Origin of the sequence: Mesorhizobium sp. B2-2-3 (genome assembly GCF_006442405.1) — a bacterium.
Taxonomy (GTDB): domain Bacteria; phylum Pseudomonadota; class Alphaproteobacteria; order Rhizobiales; family Rhizobiaceae; genus Mesorhizobium.
Map to the genome: position 1 here is coordinate 158,169 of NZ_VFWC01000003.1, position 24,583 is coordinate 182,751.

At 63.9% G+C, this 24,583-nt stretch carries 15 protein-coding genes; 7 read left to right on the forward strand and 8 right to left on the reverse strand.

Annotated elements, in window-relative coordinates:
• The first annotated feature begins 260 nt into the window (after window positions 1-260).
• The 6 genes from FJ951_RS06730 (at window position 261) to FJ951_RS06755 (ending at window position 16,428) form a co-directional block, all read left to right on the forward strand.
• Window positions 261-12,722 (forward strand): S-layer family protein, encoded by a 12,462-nt coding sequence (locus FJ951_RS06730; protein WP_140514060.1) that lies wholly within the window; start codon window positions 261-263, stop codon window positions 12,720-12,722.
• Window positions 12,723-12,961: 239 nt separating this feature from the next.
• A complete protein-coding gene (locus FJ951_RS06735) occupies window positions 12,962-13,465 on the forward strand; it encodes a tail fiber protein (protein ID WP_140514061.1) in 504 nt (167 codons plus the stop codon).
• Between the two features lie 12 nt (window positions 13,466-13,477).
• On the forward strand, window positions 13,478-13,981 hold the full coding sequence (locus tag FJ951_RS06740) for a tail fiber protein (protein WP_140514062.1): 504 nt from the start codon (window positions 13,478-13,480) through the stop codon (window positions 13,979-13,981).
• A 12-nt stretch (window positions 13,982-13,993) separates the two neighbouring features.
• Window positions 13,994-14,521, forward strand: a complete 528-nt coding sequence (locus tag FJ951_RS06745; RefSeq protein WP_140514063.1) for a tail fiber protein — start codon at window positions 13,994-13,996, stop codon at window positions 14,519-14,521.
• 30 nt (window positions 14,522-14,551) lie between these two features.
• Window positions 14,552-15,874, forward strand: coding sequence for a hypothetical protein (locus FJ951_RS06750; protein ID WP_140514064.1), 1,323 nt, complete (start codon window positions 14,552-14,554; stop codon window positions 15,872-15,874).
• A gap of 11 nt (window positions 15,875-15,885) precedes the next feature.
• Window positions 15,886-16,428, forward strand: a complete 543-nt coding sequence (locus FJ951_RS06755; protein ID WP_181168545.1) for a GNAT family N-acetyltransferase — start codon at window positions 15,886-15,888, stop codon at window positions 16,426-16,428.
• 146 nt (window positions 16,429-16,574) lie between these two features.
• On the opposite strand, the gene FJ951_RS06760 is transcribed toward FJ951_RS06755, so the two are convergent.
• On the reverse strand, window positions 16,575-16,850 hold the full coding sequence (locus FJ951_RS06760; RefSeq protein WP_140492044.1) for a hypothetical protein: 276 nt from the start codon (window positions 16,848-16,850) through the stop codon (window positions 16,575-16,577).
• A gap of 498 nt (window positions 16,851-17,348) precedes the next feature.
• Here FJ951_RS06760 and FJ951_RS06765 point away from each other — a divergent pair, with 498 nt between their 5' ends.
• Window positions 17,349-18,146 carry a SapC family protein gene (locus FJ951_RS06765; RefSeq protein WP_140514066.1) on the forward strand — a complete coding sequence of 266 codons (798 nt, stop codon included), beginning with the start codon at window positions 17,349-17,351 and terminating at the stop codon, window positions 18,144-18,146.
• 51 nt (window positions 18,147-18,197) lie between these two features.
• Here FJ951_RS06765 and FJ951_RS06770 read toward each other — a convergent pair whose 3' ends face one another.
• From FJ951_RS06770 to FJ951_RS06800, 7 genes are all read right to left on the reverse strand, one after another.
• Complete coding sequence (locus FJ951_RS06770) at window positions 18,198-18,761, reverse strand: type 1 glutamine amidotransferase domain-containing protein (protein ID WP_140514067.1); 564 nt, start codon at window positions 18,759-18,761, stop codon at window positions 18,198-18,200.
• Between the two features lie 297 nt (window positions 18,762-19,058).
• The gene (locus FJ951_RS06775) at window positions 19,059-19,892 is read right to left on the reverse strand and encodes a transporter substrate-binding domain-containing protein (protein ID WP_140514068.1); all 834 of its coding nucleotides are present in this window, start codon (window positions 19,890-19,892) and stop codon (window positions 19,059-19,061) included.
• Between the two features lie 20 nt (window positions 19,893-19,912).
• Window positions 19,913-20,572 carry an amino acid ABC transporter permease gene (locus FJ951_RS06780; RefSeq protein WP_140492032.1) on the reverse strand — a complete coding sequence of 220 codons (660 nt, stop codon included), beginning with the start codon at window positions 20,570-20,572 and terminating at the stop codon, window positions 19,913-19,915.
• Window positions 20,569-21,213, reverse strand: coding sequence for an amino acid ABC transporter permease (locus tag FJ951_RS06785; protein ID WP_140514069.1), 645 nt, complete (start codon window positions 21,211-21,213; stop codon window positions 20,569-20,571). Before FJ951_RS06785 ends, FJ951_RS06780 begins: the two co-directional genes overlap by 4 nt.
• A complete protein-coding gene (locus tag FJ951_RS06790; RefSeq protein ID WP_263483292.1) occupies window positions 21,210-21,971 on the reverse strand; it encodes an amino acid ABC transporter ATP-binding protein in 762 nt (253 codons plus the stop codon). Before FJ951_RS06790 ends, FJ951_RS06785 begins: the two co-directional genes overlap by 4 nt.
• Window positions 21,972-22,010: 39 nt before the next feature.
• Window positions 22,011-23,180: an FAD-binding oxidoreductase gene (locus FJ951_RS06795; RefSeq protein ID WP_140514070.1), complete on the reverse strand. Its 1,170-nt coding sequence runs from the start codon at window positions 23,178-23,180 to the stop codon at window positions 22,011-22,013.
• A 62-nt stretch (window positions 23,181-23,242) separates the two neighbouring features.
• Window positions 23,243-24,541, reverse strand: coding sequence for an aspartate aminotransferase family protein (locus FJ951_RS06800; RefSeq protein WP_224618152.1), 1,299 nt, complete (start codon window positions 24,539-24,541; stop codon window positions 23,243-23,245).
• Window positions 24,542-24,583 lie beyond the last annotated feature (42 nt).

Sequence of the window (24,583 nt, forward strand, 5' to 3'; positions counted from 1 at the left end):
CGAAACGGCAGGTATTTTCCCACCGGCGGCTTGATACAATACTCCTGACTGTTCCGGAAGCCGCGCACAGGCGAGGAAAGCCGGCAAAATTACTGTTGCGGCATTGCCACAAGTGAGAACTTTACGGCGCAACAACAGCAGTCACGACGTTGGGGACTCGCTATACAATGGAATTCGCGCAAGAATTGGTGCGGGGGCGAGCAGTCCCCAAAGGGCGGCCAGGGATGGGAACTACCGAGACGTCTCGGCAGGTTGGGGAGATGGCGGCGCGCGGGGAGGATTTCCGCGCGCGCGTGGCCTATGGTCGCTCGCGTTTTGCAAGGCATCTCTGGAAGACGACGGCGCTTTCGACGCTGGCGCTGGCGTTGTCAGGCGTGGCCGCCTATGGCGACGACGCCCTCTGGCAGCCGCAGATACGCGCCATCATTGGCGCCGACAACAATGGCGGCAACGCCGCGCTCGAAGGCTTCATCCCGATCAAGCAGACCGCCGAATCGGTGCTGTTCCTGGATGTCAGGGCTAAGCACGATTTCAAGGACGCGTTCGGCCAGGATGTCGGCCTGGGCATTCGCCGCATCGTCAATCCCGACCTGATGCTCGGCGGCTACGCCTATCTCAACGTCGAGAACTACAACTCCAACCAGTTCACGTCAGCCACGCTCGGCGCCGAGGCCATCACCCCGCATTTCGACGCGCATGTGAACGTCTTCGTGCCGATCAAGGGCGACACGACGGACCATTCGGTCTCCTCGACCCTGTCGATGGTCTCGAACCAGTTGATCGAGCAGATTTCGGTGCTCGACCATCGCGACTACGCGGCCTGGGGCATCGAGGGCGAGATCGGCGCGCGGGTGCCGCTCAACCTTCCCGACAAGCATTCGCTGCGGCTCGACATAGGCGGTTACCACTTCGAGGATCCGCATGGCGACGACAGCGGCGTAACCGGGGTCAAGGCCGGCATCGAATATGAGATCGGCGATGTCTTCGGCACCGGAACGGCGCTGACCTTCACCGGCGAGGTGCGCAACGACAATCGCGACGACACCCAGTTCGCCGGCAGCGTGCGGCTGAGCATCCCGTTCAATCCCGGCCAAGGCGGCGCGGACAGCGGGCCGGAGCCGGTCTATCCGATCAGCGAAGGCCTGCGCAAGCGCGTCAACGAGCGGGTGCGCGGCGACATCGGCGTCAGGATCCAGAGCCAGGAACTGCCCGGCGGCTCGACGACGCGCGTCGCCATAAACGCCGCCACCAATGCCGCCTTCGGAAAGTTCTACTACGCCGATGGCGGCCTGGCCGGCGCCGGCACGCTGGCCGATCCGACGACGCTGGACGACGCTGTGGCCAAGGCAGGCGCCAGCGGTTTCGTGGTGGCGCTGGGCGGCAACGGCAACATCACCACCACTGGCACGACGCTCGCAGACGGCCAGACCGTCATCGGCGGCGGCCAAAGCGTCACCGCGAAGCTGTTCGGCGGCGGCACCGGCACCTTCAATCTGGGCGGCAGCGACGGCACCATCCAGGGCACCAACGTCGCTAGCAACGTGATCGCGCTCGGCAATGGCGACACGCTGAACGGCATCACCATCACCGGCGGCGCTGACGGCATCTTCGCCAACAACATCACCGGCGCCACGCTGACCAATGTCACGGTGACAGGCGCCGGCGGCAATGGCGCCGCCTTCACCGGCACCTCGACCGGCATCACCGGTTCCAATTTCACCGCGACCGGCAACGGCCTCGACGGCCTGCACATCGAAGGCGACGGCACCTACAATTTCGCCGGCACGACGCTGCTCCAGGGCAATGGCGACGACGGGCTGGATGCCACCGGCCATGGCACCTATACATTCGCGACGCTTAGCGCGAAGGACAATGCCGACCGTGGCATAACCGTTCAGGGCACCTCGACATCAGGCAGCTTCGCCACAACCGGCGGCACCGTGTCGGGCAATGGCGGCGTCGGCGTCTTCATCGATCCGATCACGGCGCATGTGGTGCTGGATTCGATCGACCAGACCGGCGGTCCGTCGGGCGTCGTGCTCGATCACGTGGCGGGCAGTTTCGCCGTCATCGGCGCCACGACCATTTCGGACACCACCGGACCGGCGATCGCCATTTCCAACTCACCGGCGGCGATCCGCTTCGGCGATATCGACATCAGCGCTCCCGCCGGCGACGGCATCTCGTTTACCGGCGTCAACGCGGCGGTGGTGGCAGGCGACATCGTCATCTCGGGCCTCGGCGTCGGCACTGGCCTCGACTTCTCCGGCAGCCATACGAACTTCACCGCACAGTCGCTCAACATCGCCGGCACGGGTGCGGCCGGCTCGATCGGCATCGACCTCACCTCGCCGACCTCGGGCGGGGCAACGATCGTCATCACCGATGGCGGTGCGATAGCAGGCGTCGACACCGGCGTGCGCTTCGGCATTTCCGGCTCGCTGCTGAACTCGGCCAATGCCGAATTCTCCTTCGGCGGCGGTTCCATTGCCGGCAGCACCGCCTCGCTCGACGCGCGCGGCCTTAACCAGACGCTCGGCCACTACGCCTTCGGTTCGACCACCTTCAGCGGCCCGCAACTGTTCGACCAGCAGAATGTCATCTTCGTCGGCGCGGCGGCGACCGGCTCGGGCACCGGATCCTCGCTGCTCGACCTTGCCTCGATTGCCACCGCCGATGCCAACATCGACGGCACCGCGATCTTCGTGCTGGTCAACCGCGGCGCCATCGACGACACCGACGGGTTCTCGCTGAGCGCCGGACAGACGCTGGCTTCCTTCGGCAACGGCCGCACATTCTCGCTCGGCGGCATCCCGGTTAACGTAACGGGCGACAACATCGCGCACACCAGCGCCATCTCGGACGGCGCGGGCGCGGCGACGCTCACCAGTTCGGCCGGCGCGGACACTGTCACGCTGGCCAACAACAGCGCGCTGCTCGACTTCAACGTCTCGAACGCCAATCCGGGCGGCGGCAACGGCATCCACGGCAACAATGTCACCGGCGTGACGATAAGCGGCATGAATGTCAGCGGCGCCGGCCTGGACGGGCTGCTGTTCGAAGGCGCCAGCAATGTCGCGGCCAACAATGTGACCTCGACGAGCAACGCCAGCGAGGGCCTGCATATCGACGGCGACGGCAGTTATGCCTTCACCGGCACGACGACACTGTCGAACAATGCCGGCAATGGCCTGTTCGTCGGCGGCGACGGAACATATGCATTCCAGACGCTGAACGCCTCCGACAATTCCGGCTTCGGCGTCAACGTCCTCTCCACCACCGGCACGTTCAGCACCACCGACGGCACGATCTCCGGCAATGGCGCGGCCGGCGTCGCCTTGCTTGGCGCTAATCTCGACGTCAAGCTGGCCAGCCTGACGCAGGACGGTGGCCTGTTCGGCGCGACGTTGGCAGGCGTATCGGGAAATTTCGCCGTTTCCGGCGCAACGACGATCAGCAACACCTTCGTCGGCGGCCTCGGGATCTTCGACAGCACCGCCGATTTCATGTTCGGAGCCGTCGATATTTCGGACATCACCGCCCCCGGCGGCATCGGCATCGACGTCCAGAATTCCGGCGGCGCGGTCACCTTCGGCGGGCCGGTCATTCTGACCCATATCGGCAGCGAGGGCATCCTCGCCACCGACAACACCGGCACGCTCACCTTCAGTGGCCCGGTGAGCATGACCGGCCCCGGCGAGGGCGTCTGGCTGGAAAACAACACCGGCGCCGTTTCGTTCGGCGGCGCCGTCACCATCGACCAGCCGCTCGGAAGCGGCATCGACGTCGTCGGCAGCAACGGCGTCATCAGCTTCGACGACATCGACATCACCGGCCTGTGCAATTGCTCCACCGCGCTCGACCTCTCGGGCAGCACGTCGACCTTCACCGCCGCCACGCTCGACATCAGCGGCAGTTCCGGCGGCTCCTCGATCGGCGTCGACCTGTCCGGCACCAATGGCGGCTCGGTGACCATCGGCAGCGGCGTCATCACCGGTGTCGACACCGGCGTCCAGATGGGCACCAACGGCCTGGCCGGAACCACCGCCAGCACGGCGTTCTCGTTCGGTGCGGCCGGCGGCGCATCGATCACCGGCGTCATCGCCTCGCTCGACATGCGCGGCCTGCTGCCCGGCAGCGGCACCTATGCCTTCAACGGCACGCATCTGGTTGGACCGCAGCTGTTCGATGCAGCCAACGTCGTCTTCGTCGGTTCGAGCAGCACCGGAACGGGCGACGGCTCAAGCGTCGCCAACCTGATCGATGCCGCCGCGGCCGACGATCTGACCACCAATGCCAACACGACCTTCGTGCTGGTCAAGACCGCGGCCGTGCAGACCACCGACACCGATGCCAACGGCTTCACGCTGGCCAGCGGCCAGTCGCTGGTCTCCTTCGCCAACGGCGCCACCATCAGCCTGGGCGGCCCGCCGGCCAATGTCACCGGCACGGCGGTCGTCACCGGCGCGACACAGGCCGATCCGTTCGGCTTCGGTGGCGCGACGCTGAACAACGGCGGCGGCAACACCATCGACCTCGCCAGCGGCAACACCGTCTCCAACCTCAGCGTCAACAGCTCGTTCCTGGCGATCGACGGCACGGCGTCGATCAACGGCCTCACCAGCACTGGCGTGACGATCGTGGGCGGGACCATCGGGCTTTACCTCGGCAGCGCGTCGGGCGCGATCACTGTCAACGATCTGACCATCCAGGGGTCGGTGCCGACCGGCGTCGTGCTGGCCAACACATCCGCGACGGTCGACTTCACCGGCACCACGACGATCGCCGGCGGCAGCAATATCGCGCTGCTGGTCAATAATTTCGGCGGCACCGCCAATTTCGCCGATCTCGACATATCAGGCGGCAGCGGCCTCGGCATCGTGATCCTCAACGGCTCGAGCGGAAGCCTGACCTTCGGGGCGGCCAGCTCCATCGCCAATACCGGCGCCAGCGCGATCGTTATCGGCAGTTCGTCGGCCGACGTCACCTATGACGGCACGATTAGCCAGAGTAGCGCGGCAAAAGCCGTCAGGATCGACGGCACCACCGGCGGCCTGATCACATTCGGCGGCGCCATCACTTCGACCGGCACCGGCGGCCTCTTCGATATCGGGGAGATAACCGCTCCCACCGACACCGCGATCCGCTTCACGGGTCCGCTCACGGCGACCGGCGGCGGCGGCGCGTCGATCACCAGCCTTGGCGCCGACTCGACATTCGAGGTCAGCGGCACGCTGTCGATCACCGGCACGACCGGCGCCGCGCTGTCCATCTCGAATGCGGCCGGCAGCGCCACCTTCGGCACGACCAATGTGACGCTGGGCGCGACCAGCACTACCGGCATCGATTTCTCCGGCACCAACAACGACGTCAGCTTCGGCACGACCACCGTCAGCGGCCTCGGCGCGGGCGCCAGCCAGACCGCCATCGACTTCTCCGGCTCGGCCACGACCGCCGATTTCGGGCTGACGACGATCACCGGAAACGACGCCGCGAGCTCGCGCGGCATCGACCTGACCTCGACCACGGGCAACCGCACCATCACCTTCCTGACCGGATCGTCGATCTCAGGCGCCGGCATCGGCGTCGATCTGTCGTCCGGCCAGACGGCGGCGACCAGCGCCAACGCCAGCTTCACCTTCGGCGACGGCGAATTCGCCGACGCCAACGGCCGCAATTCGACGATCACCGCGGCGGCGGGCAATTTCACCGTCAACACCGTCGGTCTCGCCGCGCTCGGCAATTATGATTTCGATGACGTGCTCTTCACCGGCAGCGCGAATCTGGCCAGCGCCGTCGGCGGGGTGTTCATGGTGTCGCAAAATGGCGGCGTCATCGCCGCCGGCTCATTTGGGCTCAGTACGTCAGTCAATACCATCTCGGTTGCCGATGCCGATCTGAAGACCGGCACCCAGACCTTCGCCTTCGTCGGCACGGTCGACCTCAGCGGCACGCCGTTCACGCTCGATTCCGGCCAATCGATCACCGGCTTCGGCAACGGCAACGCCATCACCACGACCGGCACCATCCAGCCGGTGAACGTGCAGGGCAATCTCGGCGCCACCGGCGGCGACGTCACCGGCGACGAGGGCGTAGTCAAGAGCACGGGCAGCGATACCCTGCATCTGCTCGGCAGCAACCAAGTGCGCAACACCGCCTTCGACTTCACCGGCGGCAGCGGCTCGGTCTTCACCATCGACCAGAGCGCGGGCAGCTTCAACAATGCCGGCGGCATCGTCATCGAAGGCGTCACGGTCGGCAATGTCGGCGCCGGCCAGACGGCGTTCAAGGTCGCCGGCCTCGACAGCAATTTGTCGATCACCAACAACAACGTCAACGTCGCCGGCACGCTGCTCGACGTCGACGGCGGCGCCGGCAACATCACCGTGACGCGCGGCATCTTGCCCAACAGCGGGCCGGCCGGCACGCTGACCGGCGGCGGCATCTCGATCGCCAATCACGGCGGCGGTCTGATCAATTTCACCGACAAGGTGACTGTTGGCGGCAACGGCGTCTCGCTCACCAACAACGCCGGCACCATCAACTTCACGGATGTGGACATTTCCACGAACGGCGCGACGGCGTTCAGCGCCAGCGGCGTCGGCACGGTCAATGTCCTGACGGGTACGGTCAATGCCACCAACGCGCAGGCGGTGGCCCTCGACGGCATCGCCGGCAATATCGATTTCGCCTCGACCAGCGCGTCGTTCGGTTCCGGCAGCGGCATCGACCTGCAGAACCTCAGCGGCACGTTCAATTTCGGCACCGGCACGCTGACCAACACCGGTTTGGGCACGGCCTTCAATGTCGGCTCGGGCACCAATGCGAGCGGCGGCAACGCGAACATATCCTACGCGGGCGCCATCGTCAGCAACGGCACCGGCGCGGCGGTCTCGGTCCAGGAACTGACCGGCGGTTCTGTGACGCTGTCGGGCAACCTGACCGATGGCCTTGCGGGCGCCGGCGGCAATATCGTCGTTGCCGGCATCGACAACGGCACGGCGGCGACCGTGACCTTCTCGGGCGCGACCAAGCAGATCAGCTCGGGCGCGACGGACGGCGTCAGCCTGATCGGCAACCCGAACGCCACGATCGGCTTCGGCAATGGCGGCCTTGACATAACGACGACGGCAGGAGCGGGTTTTGGCGCGGGCTCCGGCGGCACGATCAGCATCTCCGGCACCGGCAACACCATCACGACAACGACTGGAACCGCGCTCGATCTCGACGGCGCATCGGTCGGCGCGGGCGGCGTTATTTTCGATTCCGTTTCGGTCAATGGCGCGGCGACCGGCGTTTCGCTCAACAATATAGTCGGCGGCGCCATCGATCTCGGCGCGGTCGACCTGCAGAACATCACCTCGCGCGGTGTCGACATATCCGGCACGCTCGGCTCGACCTTGGGCTTCGACAGCCTGAACATCGGGCTCAATGCAGCCAATGCGGTCGGCTTCGACCTCAACGGCGCTGCGCTCGGCACGAGCAACATCAAGGCCGGCGATTTCGACGTCGACGGCGGCAGCTTCGCCGGCATTATCGGCATCGACATGGCCGGCACGACCGGCACCGGCACGATCCAGCTCGGCGACACTGCCAACAACAATCCGGCGGGCCAGACCTCGAAAATCGAAAATGTCGGCTATGGCGTCCAGTTCTCCAGCGCCACCAACGCCAGGCTGGTGTTCGGCGACGGCGCTGGCCTGGCCGAATCGACGATCGCGACCACCGGCGGCCAGGCCATCCATGCCATCGACACCCTGCCGACCAATGGCGACTACAATTTCAACGACGTCACCTTCACCGGCGACACGTCGAATCTGTCCGCTTACAAGGTCTACTACGTCACCACCGACGCCACCGGCGGCGGCGACGGCAGCTTCGTCAATCCAGGCACCTATGCCAACGCCCAGGCGTCCACGGCCAATGTCATCGTGCTGATCGACAAGAACGGCACCGGTAGCCAGGAAACGATCGACCTGAGCGGCACGTCGTTCCAGCTCGATGACGGGCAGGTGTTGCTCGCCTTCGGGCAAAACGATACGGCCATCGATGTCTCGCAGCTCGGTGTCGACACCAGCAGCGGCGCGTCGGCGGCATTCCACTTCACCACGGTGCAGAATTCGCCGATCATCGCCGCACCGGCCGGCATCGACACGCTGCGGCCGATCCTGCAGAGCAACACTGCCGGGTCGGTGATCACCCTGGCGACCAGTGGTACCAGCCCGATCACCGGCGGCATCGAGAATCTCATCATCCGCAACACCGGCACCGGCGCCGGTGTTGCCGTCGATGCGTCGGCCGCGTCGAGTTTCTTCCTCCGCAACAATGACATATCAGCCGGCGGCAGGGCGCTCGACTTCTCCACGACCGGTGCGGCGGCCAACACGCTGCTGCTTTCGATCGACGGCAATACGCTGCGATCGACGGGATCTGCGCTGGCCGCGTCCTTCGCCGGCCAGAACATCAGCGCGACGGACAATTCGATCGCCACCCGCTCCTTCGCCGGCAACACGGTGCTCGGCGGCACCGGCGGCGGCATTGCCTTCGACAATGTCACGTTCGACTCCACTGGCGCCGGCGGCACGGTCAGCGCCGGCACGCTCGACGTCGGCACATCAGGCGCGCGCGTCCAGGGCAACGGCCTTGCCTTCACCAGCACCAGCGGCACGCTCGATCTCGGCACGTTCACCACGTTCAATGATGGCGGCACTGGCGTCCTCGTCGACACCAAGGGCCCCCCGGCCACAACCTTTGCGCTGAACAGCAGCGGCGGCACCGTCGACACCATCAACGGCGTGGCGTTCAATCTCGATCCGCTGACCGTCAGCATGATCGTAAACAGCGTCAACGCCAGCGGCGGCGCCAGCGGCATCATCTTCGACGGCGTCGCCGGCACGTTCACGGTCACGGGCGCGACCACCGTCACCGGCACGACGGGTGCCGGCATCAGTTCGAACGCCAGCAATCCCACCGGCACCTTCAATTTCAACACGGTGACGGTGAACAACACGGCTTCGACGGGCGGCGGCATCGGCTGGGAGAGCGGCACGCTCAACGTCGGCGGGCTCGCCGACATCGATACGACCAGCGGGGCCGGCCTGTTCCAGGGCGGCGGCACGACCAGCTTCAACGGCGGGCTGACAATCGACACCACCACCGGCGCCGGCATTACCGGCCCCGGCGGGACGATCAACATCATCGCCACCGCCGGCAGCGAAACGGTGAATTCCACCAGCTACAAGGCGATCGATCTCACCAATGCCGCCCTCGACGTCGCGCTCGACTCGACGTCGTCCGGCGGCGGCGGTGTCGTCCTGACCCATGTCACCGGCACCGCCGGCCTCGGCACCGGCACGCTGAGCGGCGGCGGTGGCACGGCATTCAGCGTCGGCGGCGGCACCGTAAGCACCACCTATGGCGGCAACATCACCCAGGCGGGCAACGCCGCCCTGGTGTCGGTTTCAGCAGGCCATACGGGCACGCTGACCTTCTCGGGCACGCTGTCGGCAACCAACGGCACCGGCCTGCAGTTCGACAATGCCGACGGCACCTACAATTTCAACGGCACGACGACGTTGAATGGCGGCGACGCCGGCATCGATATCGTCAACAATTCGGGCGGCACGTTCAACTTCGGCACCGGCACCTCGATCACCAACCCGAACAGCACGGCCTTCAACGTCGACGCAAGCGCGGCGAACATCACCTATAGCGGCAACATCACCCAGGCCGGCAATGCCGCGCTGGTCGCCATCGCCGGCCACACCGCGGGAACGATCACCTTCCAGACGGGCACGCTGTCGGCAACCAACGGCACCGGCCTGCAATTCGACAATGCCGACGGCATCTACAATTTCAACGGCACGACGACACTGAATGGCGGCAATGCCAGCGTCGACATCCTCAACGATTCCGACGGCACGTTCGGCTTCGGCGTCGGCACCTCGATCACCAGCCCGAACGGAACCGCGTTCAGCGTCGATGGCGGTAACGCGACCGTTACCTATGCCGGCACGATCACACAAGGTACCGGCGGCCAGCGCCTAATCGTCGTCGCCGACACCACCGGCGGCGCGGTGAACTTCACCACCGCCCTGGCGAATGGGCTCAACGACACCAGCGGCACCGGCATCGTGGTAGACGGCGCGGCGGGTAACGTCACCGTCAACAATGCCAGCCTGACCGGGACGACCGGCATCACCATCCTTGGCGATGTGGCGAACAACGCGACCGGCACTTATACGTTCAACAACGTCGCTATCGACACGGTTGCCGGCGCGCTGACGAACCATGCGTTCGCCGTCGACGGCGATCAGGGTACGTTTACCAACGACGACGTGAGCGCCACGATCAATCTCAACAATGTCGACATCACCAACCCTGGCGGCAACGTCGCCAACATTCGCGGCATGGCTGGTGGCTCGGTCAATTTCGACAACGCCAGCTCCATCACCCGAAACGATGGCGGACTGGGCATCGTCGCGCTCAGCAACTCCGGCGGCACGATCAATTTCGGCGGCGCGTCGAAAACGCTCTCGACCGGCGCCAACGCCGCCGTGCTCCTGACCAGCAACGCCGGCGCGACCATCAACTTCACCAATGGCGGCCTGGCGATCACCACCACGAGCGGCATCGGCATCGGCGCCTCGGGCGGCGGCACGGTGACGGTGACGGGCGCTGGGAACTCCATCACCACGACGAGCGGTGTAGCGGTCAATCTCGACACCGTCATCGTAGCCGCCGCCGGCCTGAATTTCGCCACGACTACAAAAGGCGTCGGCGGCACCAGCGCCGTTGTCATGAATACGGTCACCGGCACTGGCACGGTCAGCCTCGGCGGCGGCTCTCTGGTCGGCGGCGCCGTGGCGGGCGTCAACGGCGCGGTAATCCGCATCGGCGATGGCCTCGGCACCGTCAACAGCGGCGGCACCGCGGGTCTCACCTATGCCGGTACCATCACCAGCGCTTCGGGCGAGGGGATCGATATCCAGGATCGCGCCGTGGGCGCGCAGGCTATCACGCTTTCGGGCAACATCTCGCATAACGTGGCGGGTCAGACAGGCATCCTGCTGGACGACAACGCCGCCGGCACCATCGCCTTCTCCGGTGCCTCCAAGTCGATCACGTCGGGCAGCGCGGCCGGCGTCAACCTGACCGACAACACCGGCGCGACGATCAACTTCACCAATGGCGGACTGGCGATCACCAGCACCAGCGGCACCGGCTTCGGCGCCACGGGCGGCGGCACGGTGACAGTGACAACCGGCGCCAATCCAAACACGATCACATCCGGTACCGGCACCGCGCTCAACGTCGCCAACACGACGATCGGCGCGAGCGGTCTCACATTCCGGAGCATTTCGGCTAACGGCGCCGCCAACGGCATCGTGCTCAACAACACCGGTGCCAGCGGCGGGTTGACGGTGACGGGCGACGGCGGCGGTGCGAACAATGGCTCGGGTGGAACAATCCAGAGCTCGACAGGAACCGGTATCAGGTTGATATCGACGGCCAACGTAAGCCTTGGCTACATGAATGTCCAAAACAGCGGCGACGACGGGCTATATCTGACCAATGTCACGAACTTCGCGCTCAATCGGGCCAATGTCACCAACAATGGCAACAGCACGACCGACGAAGGCATCCAGGTGGGCGAGAAAGTGGGCGCGCCGGGTCCGTCGGACGATCTTGCAGGCATTTTCGGCACCAACAGCATCACCAACAGCGTGGTCACCGGCAATGCCCACAGCAACGTCTACGTCTATCAGTCGTCGGGTACGCTGAATTCGCTGACGGTGACGGGAAGCACATTCAGCAATCTCACCGGCGCAAACGCCGCGAACTCCTTCGAATTCGAACTGGCGGGCTCAGCCGTGGTCAGTTCGGTCAACATCAGCGGGTCGACTTTCGCCAACAATAGGGATAGCCCCACCTCCGGTTATCGGGCACTGGACGTGAACGCCAACGACAGTTCTGGCATTTCGAGCTTCGTCGTTTCGGGAAATACGTTCGCCAACAATGGTATCCAGACCTCGTTTGCCGTCGGCAGCAGCGCCAGTGCGACGTTCAAGATACTCAACAACAATATGACCGGCAGCCAGCTTCAGGCGATCAATGTGTTCTCGTCGGCGATATCGACTGGCGGCTCGATTGTCGGAACGATCCAAGGTAACACTATCGGCAACGCCGCTTCCGCGGGGTCTGGTTCGACGCAAGGCCCGGGCATCAGCGTCCTTATCCAGGGCCAGACCGACTCGACCCTGCTCGTCAACAACAACACGATCCGCCAAGTCGGCCAGACCAGTGGTTCAGCAGGTATTTCCCTGGACTATCGAGGCGCCACAACCACCGGGCTTGGCCTCACGTCGCTCAACGATGTGACGGTCACGAACAACATCGTGCAGACTGATGCTCCAGCCTCGACGTTCCCCCTGGCAGCCATCTTCATCCGCGCGGACGATCAGGGCAGCCCGGCTCGAGTGCGCGCGGACGTCCGGGGCAATACTGTTCCTGCGACAGGATCCTATGACTATCCGACGTTCGACGGAAATGGAGCTCAGCTTGTCTTTGTGAACGTCGGAACTGCTTCAGTAGCTCAGTTGGTGGACAACTCGCCGGGTAGTGTCGACGCAACGGCCGAATTGCAGAGTCACAATACCGGTCTCATGTATGCAGATCCGACGGTGAACCTAATTATCGGTCCGATCAACACGCCGCCGTAACGGATTGTGGCAGCGCTAAACTTTATCTCATGCCGGTATTCTGCTTGATGTTTTTCGAATGTGAAGTATTGTTGAAGTAAGCGTCGGGCAAAGGCGTGATGTGCATCGAGGATACCGCAATGAAGATAAGGCCAGGCGTGATTATTCTGCGGTAAGTGCAGCGCAATCAGCTTTGCCGGATATCCGCACGACGCGTCGTGTTGCGATACTCTCTGAAAATCAGGCAAGCGGGAAGAAGCATGGCGGAACCATTTCTTTCGGAAATCAGGCTGTTCTCGTTCGATTTCGCGCCGAAGGGCTGGGCGTCATGCAGCGGTCAGCTTCTGCCGATCAACCAAAACCAAGCACTTTTCTCTCTGCTGGGAACGACGTTTGGCGGTGACGGCAGAGTAAATTTTGCGCTGCCTGATTATCGCGGACGTATTCCGATCCATGTCGGAGCCGGTCACGTTCTAGGCGAACGAGGCGGTGAACAGAACCATATATTGAGCATTCAGGAACTACCCGAGCACACACATGTCGCAAGCGGCTCTGCAGTCGATGGCACGCAGCCGATTCCGTCTGGCTCGTACCTCGGCAAGGCAGCACCCGCCAACCCTTATGCTGCACCGACGAATCTCGCGGCAATGGGCCTGGGGACCGTAGGCAATATTGGCGGAAGCCAGGCGCATACCAACATGCAGCCCTACCTTGCGTTGAATTTCTGTATCGCCCTGCAAGGCATTTTCCCGTCGCAGAACTGAGGACAAGCAATCATGGCACAACCTTATGTTGGTGAAGTCAGGATGTTTGCCGGCAATTTCCAGCCGGCTGGCTGGATGTTCTGCCAGGGTCAGCTGCTGCCGATCTCCGAGAACGAAACTCTGTTCCAGCTAATCGGCACCACCTATGGCGGTGACGGCCAATCGACCTTTGCACTGCCAGATCTACGCGGTCGCCTGCCGCTCAATCAAGGCAACGGTTTTTTTCTTGCCGGCAACGGGGGCATCGAAGAGGTAGCATTGTCGATCCAGCAGATCCCCGCGCATTCGCATCCGATGCTCGCGTCAAATACGCTCGGCAACGATCCTAATCCGGGCGGTCACCTAGCTGCGGAATCTTCGGCAATCAGTCTCTATTCGAATGCCGCTCCTTCCGTCGCGATGGGGGCTTCGTCGACTAGCCTCATCGGCCTGGCCCAGCCGCACTCAAATTACCAGCCTTATCTCTGCGTCAATTTCATCATCTCGCTGTTCGGCATATTTCCGTCGCCAACTTGAAGAGAGACTGTCATGGCCGATCCTTTCGTCGCCGAAATCCGCATCTTTCCGTTCAATTTCGCACCCAACGGTTGGGCGTGGTGTGACGGGCAGTTGCTGCCGCTGTCTCAGAACACAGCGCTGTTCTCGCTACTCGGCACCACCTATGGCGGCAACGGCCAGTCCAACTTTGCCTTGCCGGATTTACAAGGTGGAGCGCCGATGCATCCCGGCCAAGGCCCGGGTCTTTCGTTGCACTATCTCGGCGAGACTGGCGGCTCGGAGACCGTGCAACTGCTAGAGTCAGAGATGCCGGCCCACAATCACCCTCTTGTCGCGCAAGGCGCGGTTGCGAATAGAACGAACCCGGTCGGCAACTACTTTGCGCGTGCATCCGCCGGCACTCCATATGTTCCGGGCACGCCAATACCTGCGCTAACAGGCCTTGCGGATCAGGCACTCGCCCCCGCCGGCGGTGACCAGCCGCACAACAATTTGATGCCTTATCTCACCTGCTACTTCTGCATCGCGCTGCAAGGCGTCTTCCCGCCGAGAGGCTAAATTCCCCGCCAACAGGGCAGGACCAATATCATGGCCAAGACAGCAGAACCAAAATCGAAGGCCCCCACGGCCAAGACGCCGGCAGCAGTGCCAAGGACCGCCTCCAAGGCCCGCGAGAGCGCTCGCTCGCGGCGACCCGGTACTGCGCCGGCCTACCAGCACATGCCCGCCGGCGCGACGTTTTTCGAATTGTCGCGGCTGATGGTCGTCGGCATCGATTCGGCCAAGGGACAATTGATCCAGAAGGCACAGACATCGCCGAACGGACCATGGCCGTCGGCCTGGTCTGTCATCGCGCCCGGCGCCTGGGTGATCATGACCGCGGGTCTCACCAAGGATGGTCGCGTCGCCGTGGTCGCGCAGCCTTCGGGCACCACCAGCCTGTCCTTCATCACCGAGGACGCCAACCAGATCGGCCCGATCGACAAGTGGACCGCGCCGGTCGGCATCGGCGCGCCGCCCGGCGCCTTCAGCTACCAGAAGCTTTCCATGGCGCGCGATGCCGATGGCCGCATCGAGATCTTCCTCACCGACAATCTGGGCCGCGTCTGGTGGATCTACCAGAACCCGGATGTGATCGTGCAGGTGCAGAAGACCATCACGCCGCCCGGCACGACGACACCGATCGTCGTCACCGTCGACGAGCTCAGGCCGCCTGCCCAGCCGTGGAGCGCCTGGATTCAGCTGACCGGCCAGCTTGTGGCGATCACCGCGCTGCGCCAGGCAGACGGCCGCATAGCGCTGTTCGGCATCAACTCCGCCCTCCATCTCTATCGCTGCCAGCAGGCCAAGGCCCAGGCGCTGACGGTCGCCGACTGGACGCCATGGGTGCAGATCGACGCCGGCTACCCCTTCACGGAAATGGCACCTATCATCGGTCCGCTGGGCGGCACCAATCTGTTTGCCATGACGCAGCAGGGCCAGGTCCTGCACACCAAGCAATTGCCGGCCGGCTCCGACACCTGGACGGCCTGGGCGACGCCCGGCTACAGCAGGGTTCCCAAATATACGCTCTGCGCCGGCATCCAGGGCGACGGCGACATCATGCTGGTCGCCTCCGACCAGCAGCATGCTCACTCCTTCAACGCCCAATACGACGCCGCCACCCAGAACTGGTCGGGATGGCGCGATTTCAACGCCTCCGGCGCCAACACCCGCCTGTCGCTCGACTACAATGCCGATGGCCGTCTTGCCTTGTTCTCGATGATGATCCAGAACGACGGCACGAATGGTCTGTGGACCATCAATCAGATGGCCATGGACAGTTCGGAATGGGAGTGGACCTGGACGGCGCTGGCCACCAGCAACCTCAAGCAGATTGCCGTGGTGCGCGACCTGACGCCGCCGGTGTGACGTCAGGCAGCATGACAGAAGCGAAACAGGCGCAGCGGCTCCCGACCTGGCCGCGGTCGCGGCAGGCCGGCCTCGCTTTCCGCGCCGCCGCGGAGGCCGACATGCCGTTCCTGGCGCGGCTCTACTCTTCGACGCGCATGGAAGAGCTCGCCGTGACGGACTGGAGCGAGGCGCAGAAGGCCGCCTTCCTCGACATGCAGTTCCAGGCGCAGCACGCGCATTACCGCAAGCATTATCCCGAGGCCGACTGGCTGGTGGTGGAGCGGGCCGGACAGCCCATAGGCCGCCTCTACATCGAGCGCTGGCCGAGCCAGCACCGCATCATCGACATCGCCTTGCTGCCGGCCCATCGCCGCAAGGGCCACGGCGCCGCACTGCTGCGCGACCTCATCGACGAGGCATGGTCATCGGGCAAATCGGCCTCGATCCATGTCGAGAAGAACAATCCGGCCAGGCGGCTCTATCTCGAGCTCGGCTTCGCAGCGGTCGAGGACAAGGGTGTCTACGATCTCATGGCATGCGCGCCGCCGCGGGGTGGCGCAGACAGTGGGTGAACGGGGACGCCATCCGCTTCGTCATTCCCGGGCCGAGAATCCTGTTCCGGTCGTCGCACAATTCGGCGGTGCTTGTTCGGTATCGATCCTTCGCGCCAGCGTCTCACAAATCGCACCGCTGCTGCGCTCACGCCTGCTTCCAAACTCTAATTGAACACCGCCTCATACAGCCGCCCCGTAGCGTCGGCGGCCACGGGCACGATGAAGATATCGTGGGTCGCGCCACTGCCGGCGAAGCGGTAAGTCGCCTGCGGCAGCGCGGTTTCGCGCGGACCCTTGAACAGCAGCGAGAAACCGCCGCCCGGGCGCGGGCTGGAGGCGATGCGGTTGACCGCGCTCAATTCGAGCGCGATCTGCCTGCCGCCGGCCTCGACGGTGAATGCCTGTCCGACCGCCTGTTCGAAATCCGATGCCGACGCCATGCCACCCCGCCTCAAAGCGCTTGCTGAGCGGGCGGCCAAGGGCAGACCCGCTCCGGTTCCTCATATCCTCGCAATTTCCGGACGCAAGACCGCTACGGCTCCCGGATTTTGCCATGCGAGGCCACTGTCGCCGCTTCGCGGCAAGCTGTCCATAGAGCCATTCCAGGAAAAGTGTGTACGGTCTTCCCGGGAAAGCGCGCAGCGCTTTCCCTGGGGAATTGCGCAAAAACAAAGAGATAGCGCGGCTCGCCGTTTCCGCGAAATGGTGAACCGCTCCAGGGCCGGCATGGTTGCGGGCGTCCCGCAAGGCGATTAGGGCGCAAACGCCAAAATACAGCAGCGCGTGTCCTTTTATGCGCGCCGGCGACGCTGTAGTACTTTGTCCCTGCGCAGGATTGCTTCGAAGCAAGGCCGGCGCGACAAGAACAGACCCCGCTTTGGGAATTCAATGCTGGACGGGCCGGCCTGGTTGGCCGGCGCGAGGAGGAAAACGGACACATGGCTGACAGCGGTGCGAAGACGGAAACGGCGGGCGAGACCTTGCCGCTGTTCTATTCCAGGCCCGAGGCGCTCAATCCGGCGCGGCACGGCTCGCTCGGCCTGACGGCGCGCAGCGATTTCTCCTTCGCCCGCTCGGCGCATGCCATCCCTGTGGTGGCCTCGGAAATGCCGGCGGCGATGCGCTCCTACCCAATCGTTTTCATCGGCGCCGCCAAGGCGCCCGTCATCATCACCGGCCTGCGCCAGGACGAGAACCTGTTCGTCGACGCCGACGGCAACTGGGCCGGGCCGCACTACATCCCCGCCTATGTCCGCCGCTATCCCTTCATTCTCGCCGACGATCCCAAGCAGCCCGGCCGGCTGACGCTGTGCGTCGACCGGGCGAGCGAGCGCGTCATCGACCAGCTGCTGGCGCCGTTCCGCGACGACAAGGTGCTGCCGTTCTTCAGCGGCAACGAGGCGACCGAGGCGACGAAGCAGGCGCTCGCCTTCTGCAACCAGTTCCAGATCGACTTCAGGGCGACCCGCGAGATGGTCGACAAGATCGACGCGCATGCCCTGTTCGCGCCGCGCCAGAGCAAGGTGACGCTGGAAGGAGGCGAGGTGCTGAACCTCACCGATTTCCAGGTGATAGACGAGGCTGCCTTCAACAGATTGAGCGACGAGGCCTTCCTCGACCTGAGAAAGTCAGGCGCGCTCAGCCTGCTCTACTGCCACCTTGCTTCGACCAACAGCTGGACGTCGCTGGTGCATCAGGCGTCGCTGCGCAAGGCGGAGGGGGCGAAGAGCGCCTGAACAACCCACGCCGAGATCCTTCGCGGCGCGGCTGGGGAACAAGGTTCGGTGCTAAGCCGCGGCCCGCCTGTCGTGCCGCCCTTCCCTGATCTCCTCCGTGAGCTTGTCGCAGAAGGCCTCGAGATCGCCGGGATTGCGACTGGTGACCAGCCCCTGGTCGGTGACGACCTCGCTGTCTTGCCACAGGCCGCCGGCATTGATCACGTCGGTCTTGATCGACTTGTAGGATGTGACGCGGCGGGCTTTGATGATCCCGGTCTCGACCAGAAGCCAGGGCGCATGGCAGATCGCGCCGACGACCTTGTTGGCCGACCAGAACGAACTGATGAAATCCAGCGCCTTGCGCTCGACCCGCAAGAGGTCGGGATTGATGACGCCGCCGGGCAGAACGATCGCATCGTAGGCATCGGCGCGGGCCTCGTCCAAGGTCTTGTCGACCGGAACTTCGCGGCCCCAATCCTTGTGGTCCCAGCCCTTGATCTTGCCGCTTTCGAGCGACACGATTTCGACCTCGGCGCCGGCCTGGCGCAGCTTGTTCAGCGGTACCTCAAGCTCGGACTGTTCAAAACCATTCGTCGCAAGGATGGCGACGCGCTTGCCGGAAATATCCTGCATCGTTTTTCTCCATGATTGGATTGGATGCAGGGCTAACGAGCCTGAACCGGTACCGTTCCTCGCTGTAACCTTATGTGACCGGAGGGATCTGTGGTGCGCTGTACTGCACCACGGGTCTCCTTTCCTCATCAGCTCTCCTTAGTGAAGGACTGTTACCCTTTTCGTGTCTCAGACTCGGGGTGCACTACGGAATTCTGCTCGCGGATCGCAGCCGCGCGGCAAACGTACAGGCCGCCCCCCGCACCCGGTTTTCTTCCTAGAAGCGGGGCAGGCAGGGCGGCCCTTCATACCAGCGGCTTACTCGATGACGCGGGCTTCACCGACATCTGCGGCCGACGGATCCAGCCCGTAAGCCTTGAGCGCTTCGGCGATAGCCCCGTTCTTCCGGTAGACATCGAGCGAAGCGTCAACCGCCTTAACGAAGCCCTCATTGCTCTTGTCCAGCAGGAAGGCGGTCTGCGACGGGTTCATGGTCGCATCGATGCGCGGATCCGGCTTCAGGACATGCACCTTGTAGTTCTGCCCTTCGTTCTGAATGACAGCGGAGCCGAAGCCGTCGAGCGCCGCCTCAATACGACCGGCATGAAGGTCCTGAGCGAGGTTCAGCGACGACGGATAGGTCTTGGAGCCTTCGTAGAGCTTCTCCATGTCCTGGACCCACAGATATCCTTCCACGGTGCCGACCTTCTTGCCCAGCAGACCGTCGACGGTATCAATGCCGTTGGTCGAGGTGACGGACAGTTGGTCGAGATAGACCGGCGTGGACAGAGCGACGACCTTCGCGCGGGCGGCGGTACGATAGAAGCCGCCAAGCGCGATGTCCGCGCGCCGCGACTGAACTGCGGAAACCGCGCCTGGATATGTGAATATCTCATAAGCGATCTCCAGGCAGTTCTCCTTGGCAAAACGCTTCACGAGATCGCCGTCGATACCCGCGATGCCGCCGTCTTTTTCGAGCGAATACGGAGCGGTGTTGGTGAGCGCGACGGTGAGTTTGCCCGCCGACACGGTTTCGAAAGCATGCTGCGGCTTGCAATCCTGTGCGGACGCGACGCTGGCACCCAAGGCCGTGGCAATGGCTGCGGCCGAGATGATCTTACTCCAATTTTTCACTTTGCTCTCCTCTGACATTGATGGTTTTTGATTGCAGGTCAGCCGAGATGGCTGCCCAGCCTACGTTCGGTGTACGAGACCAGCCACCCGAACGGGACGGTGATGGCGAGGTAGAACAGGCCCGCCAGGATCAGGACATCGAGGTAGAGGTAGGTGGCCGCACCCACGCGATAGGCGCGCGCCAGAAGTTCGGGGATGGCGATCGTGTATGTAAGGGCCGTCGCCTGGAAGATGAGAATGGCAAAGCCCATCAGCGCGGGTATTGCGAACAGGATTCCCTGGGGGACCACCACGAAGCGCAGGATGTCCCGGCGGGTCATGCCGAGCGCCAAGCCCGCCTCGATCTCACAATGCGGAACCGCGTTCAGACCGGCCCGAAGGATCTCGCTGGTGTAGGCGCCTGTCGTTAGCGCCAACGCAATCACGCCAGAGGTGAAGGCACTTACGGTCATCCCCGAAGCAGGCAATCCATAGTAGACCATCTGCAGGACGACGAGTGCAGGCGCGCCGCGCCCGATCTCGACCAGTACCACCGCGAAATAGCGGACGAGCCTGTTTCCAGAGGAGGAGGCAAGCGCAAGAACGAGACCGATAGGCAATCCGAACAGCAGCGCCAGGCCCGCCAACTGGAGACTGACAAGAACTCCTTGGAAAAGCTGGGGGGACCAGTCCAGCCAGTTGGCCAGCATCTCGCTCATTTCGCTTGCCCTCTTGAGCGCAGCCGCTCGTCCACGGCGCGTGCCAACACGACAATGGGTATCGACAGCGCGATGTAGAGAAGCGCAGCGAAAATGAACGGCATGAAGCTGCCGCCTCCGCCTTGGGCCTGCTGCGATGCGTACATCATCACGTCGCGGACACCGATCGTGGAGGCCACGGTCGTGTCTTTGAGCAGGCTGACAAGAAAGGTCGCCATGGGCGGAACCGAGACGCGCAGGACCTGCGGCGCCAGGATGTAGCGCAGCGTATCCAGGCGCGTCATACCGAGCGCCGTGGACGCCTCCCGCTGGCCCTTCGAGAGGGCCAGGAAGCCACCCCTGTAGATTTCAGCGAGATAGGCCGTTGATACCAGCCCCATACCCAGGATGGCAGCCTGATAGGAACTGAGAACGATCACTCCGCTGCCCAATCCGAAGAAGATAATGAACAGCCAGACGATCGGCGGGATTCCCCGGACAACGTCGATGTATATGCGCGCCGGCATGCTTAGAAGGAGCCACCGGGAACGTCGCATCAGCACCAGCGGCACGGCTGCGATGGCCCCGACTGCGAAAGCGCCGAAGGTCACCAGCAGCGTGGCCGGAACGCCTCTGAGCAGTGAAACCAGCAGGTCGATCATCTGCGATCGACCACGGCACGGAAGAACTGCCGCGTGCGCGGCGACGACGGGTTGCGGATCACGGCATCAGGCGGACCCTGCTCGATGATCTCTCCATTGGCCATGACGATCACGCGGTCGGCGACGTCTGCGGCAAAGGCGATCTCGTGCGTGACGATGATCATTGTCATGCCTTCCTGGGCGAGCTCGCGCATCACGGCCAACACCTCAAGCCCGAGTTCGGGATCCAGGGCGCTCGTGGGTTCGTCGAAGAGCATCACCTTGGGGTCAAGAGCCAGGGCGCGTGCGATCGCGATACGCTGCTGCTGGCCACCCGACAGGCGCGCCGGGTAGGAGTGCGCCTTGTCCGTAAGGTGTACGCGTTCGAGCAATTGGGCGGTGCGCGCGTCCGCCTGCTCCCTGGTGCGCCCCAGAACCCGCATCTGCGGCAGCGAAATGTTGCGCTGCACGGTCATGTGCGGAAACAGGTTGAAGGACTGGAAAACCATCCCGGTGGAACGTCGGAGCCTCAACAGCTCTCCGGCGGACAGATTGCGGTCGACCGAAAACCGGATGGCGCCCACTTCGAGGGTACCGGATGACGGCTGTTCGAGCATGTTGATCGCACGCAGCAGCGTGCTCTTCCCCGCGCCGCTGGGTCCGACGATCGCCACGACCTCGCCGCGCGTAATGTCGAGCGAGACGTTTTTCACGGCGTGATGGCCGCCATAGATCACGTTGATGTTCTTGATGCGGACGATGTTTTCTGCCTCGGGCATGGCTTCTTTGTCCTTGCGCTAACGCCGGTGTCCTACTGGTCAAGCCGCCGCAGTATGTACGGCGGGGACGTTTCTTTCCGGAGTTGGAGCGAGACTCTCGGTGCCTGGGATCGATGCGGGAGAGCCCTTGAGCACCCAGTCCGCGACGATCAGGCCTATCACCGGCGCGAGCTGGATCCCGTAGCCGCCCGCACCGGCCGCGGTGATCAGACCGGGCTCGGACTGATCGACTGGTCCGACATGGGGACGGTGGTCGGCGGTGACAGGGTAGAGGCCTGCCCAGCCCCGGCCGAGCCGGGCGCCCGGCAGATCAGGCACGCGCTCGATCAGCATCTCGGCCAGCATGACCTTGGACCCTTCCTCGCACTGCTCGTTGTAATTGTCCGGATCCTCGGGCGAGGGCGAACTTACCTTGTGTATCTCGGCGATGAGCTCGCTCGCTTTCTCGTGCCGAAAGTTGAGTCCGGTGCCCTGCCCGTTCACCAGATCCATGACCATCGGCATTGTGTAGGGGAGCGGCGCGTCCAGGTGGATTGTCAGCGCCTCGTGGCGCTCGGGGTGGATGTGAAGCGTCTGTCCAAGCATCTCGGCAACGCGTGGCGCCCAGGCGCCTGCCGCGTTCACGACGAAGTCGCAGCCGATCGGACCCTTGCTGGTGTCCAACCGATAGCCACCGGATGTCCGCGCGACACCAAGCAGCTTGCGGAACTGGAAAACCTCGGAGCCGAGCTTCTTCACCTCTTGCGCCAGCAACGTGCACATTTCGTGGGGATCGAGGAAGCCGTCGTCCGGCCCGAAGATGCCGCCTTCGAGCCCATCTGAACTCAAGTGCGGCACGAGCTGCTGGAGCTCGTTCGCCTGGTAGACCCTGGACCTGAAGCCGGCATCGCGCTGGATCTCCACCGAGCGGGCGAACAGTTCCATCTGCTCGGAGGTGCGCGCCAGACGCAGATAGCCGATAGGGTTGAAGCCGAGACCGAGGCGCTCCTGCCATCGACGGATGCGCTGCACGGATTGCATGCGCAGCTGGATCTCGAACGAATCCGTCAGCTGTGTGCCAACGACGCCGACCGAGCGGCCGCTGGATCCTGACGCAATGGATTGTGCGTCGATGACGGTGACGCGAGCGCCCTGTTCCGCGAGCGCGTGCGCAGAGCACATGCCGAGGGTGCCTGCACCGATGACGACGACGTGAGGAGAAGCTGTCATGTGACTTCCATCTGTTGCTGCGTCGTCCCGTGCCGGATGGATCCGGCGCCGGACGCGCTACGTCATTGCTTCGCCGCGATTGCTGCGAGGGCGCCGTCGATTGCGGAAAGGATTTCGCGTGCGTCTTCCTCGGTCATCGAGGTGGAAAGCGCGAAGAGTCCGTAACTCGCCGAAAGCACGCCGCGGTCGAGCAGACCCTTGTGGAACAGGTCGAGCTTCGTGCGTTCGGACGCACCCGGATAGACCGACCGATAGTCCGTGATCGGCAACGCCGTGAAATGGACTTTGAAGAGCGAGCCGAGACCGACGCACTGCCCGTTGAGGCCGTGGCGAGCAAGCGAGGCCGTGATGCCGTCGCGAAGCAGGCTGCCGATAGCGTCCAGATGCGCGAAGCTGGCCGGGGTCAACGCGCGCATCGCCGCCAGACCGGCTCGCATCGTCACCGGGTTCGCGGTGAAGGTGCCGCCATGCGGCAATGCAGGCTTGCCTCGCGTTGGATCGAACACCGCCATCACGTCGGCGCGGCCGCCGACGGCGCCGACCGGGAACCCTCCGCCGATGATCTTGCCGAGAGCCGTCAGATCGGGCGTGATGCTCCACAGGCCCTGCGCCCCCGAATAGCCAAGGCGGAGCGAGATCACCTCGTCGAAGATCACCAGCGAGCCGGCGGCATGAGCGATCTCGACCATCGCGTCGAGATAATCCTTCCGCGCGGGAATAAGTCCGGCGCGGTTCGGCATCGGGTCGATCAGAACACCCGCTATCGAGTCTCCATGCGCGTCGAAGACGGCACGCAGCGCCTCCGTATCGTTGAACGGCACCGCGATGACGTCGTCGAGAACTCCCTTCGGCGTGCCTTTCGCGTATGCCGTCGAGGCAGGCATGTCGCCCCAGTTGGCGGGCGAGCTGTCCAGGCTGACTTCCGCGAAGTCGTAGGAGCCATGGTAGGCACCTTCGATCTTGACGATCTTCGGCCGCTCAGTGAACGCCCGAGCCGCCTTGATCGCCATCATGACGCCTTCCGTGCCGGAGTTGGCGAAGCGAACCTGCTCGACCGACGGGAGGCGCTCCACCAACAGTTCAGCAAGATCAAGTTCGCTCTCGGTGGGCGCTCCGAAAGCCGATCCCCGGGGCATCTGGTCCACCACCGCCGCCGTGACGGCGGGATGGCCGTAGCCATGGATCATGGCCGTGAAATTGTTGATGCAGTCGTAGTAGACGTTTCCATCGACGTCCCAGACGCGGCAGCCCTCGCCGCGCTGGGCATAGATCGGAAACGGGTCGATGAAGACCGTTGTCCGGGTGTTCCCTCCCGGCATGACCTTGCGGGCCCGTTCGAACATCTCGCGGGATTTCGACATTGAATCTGGATAGTGGCGCATAATCTTGTAAACCGATGAAGG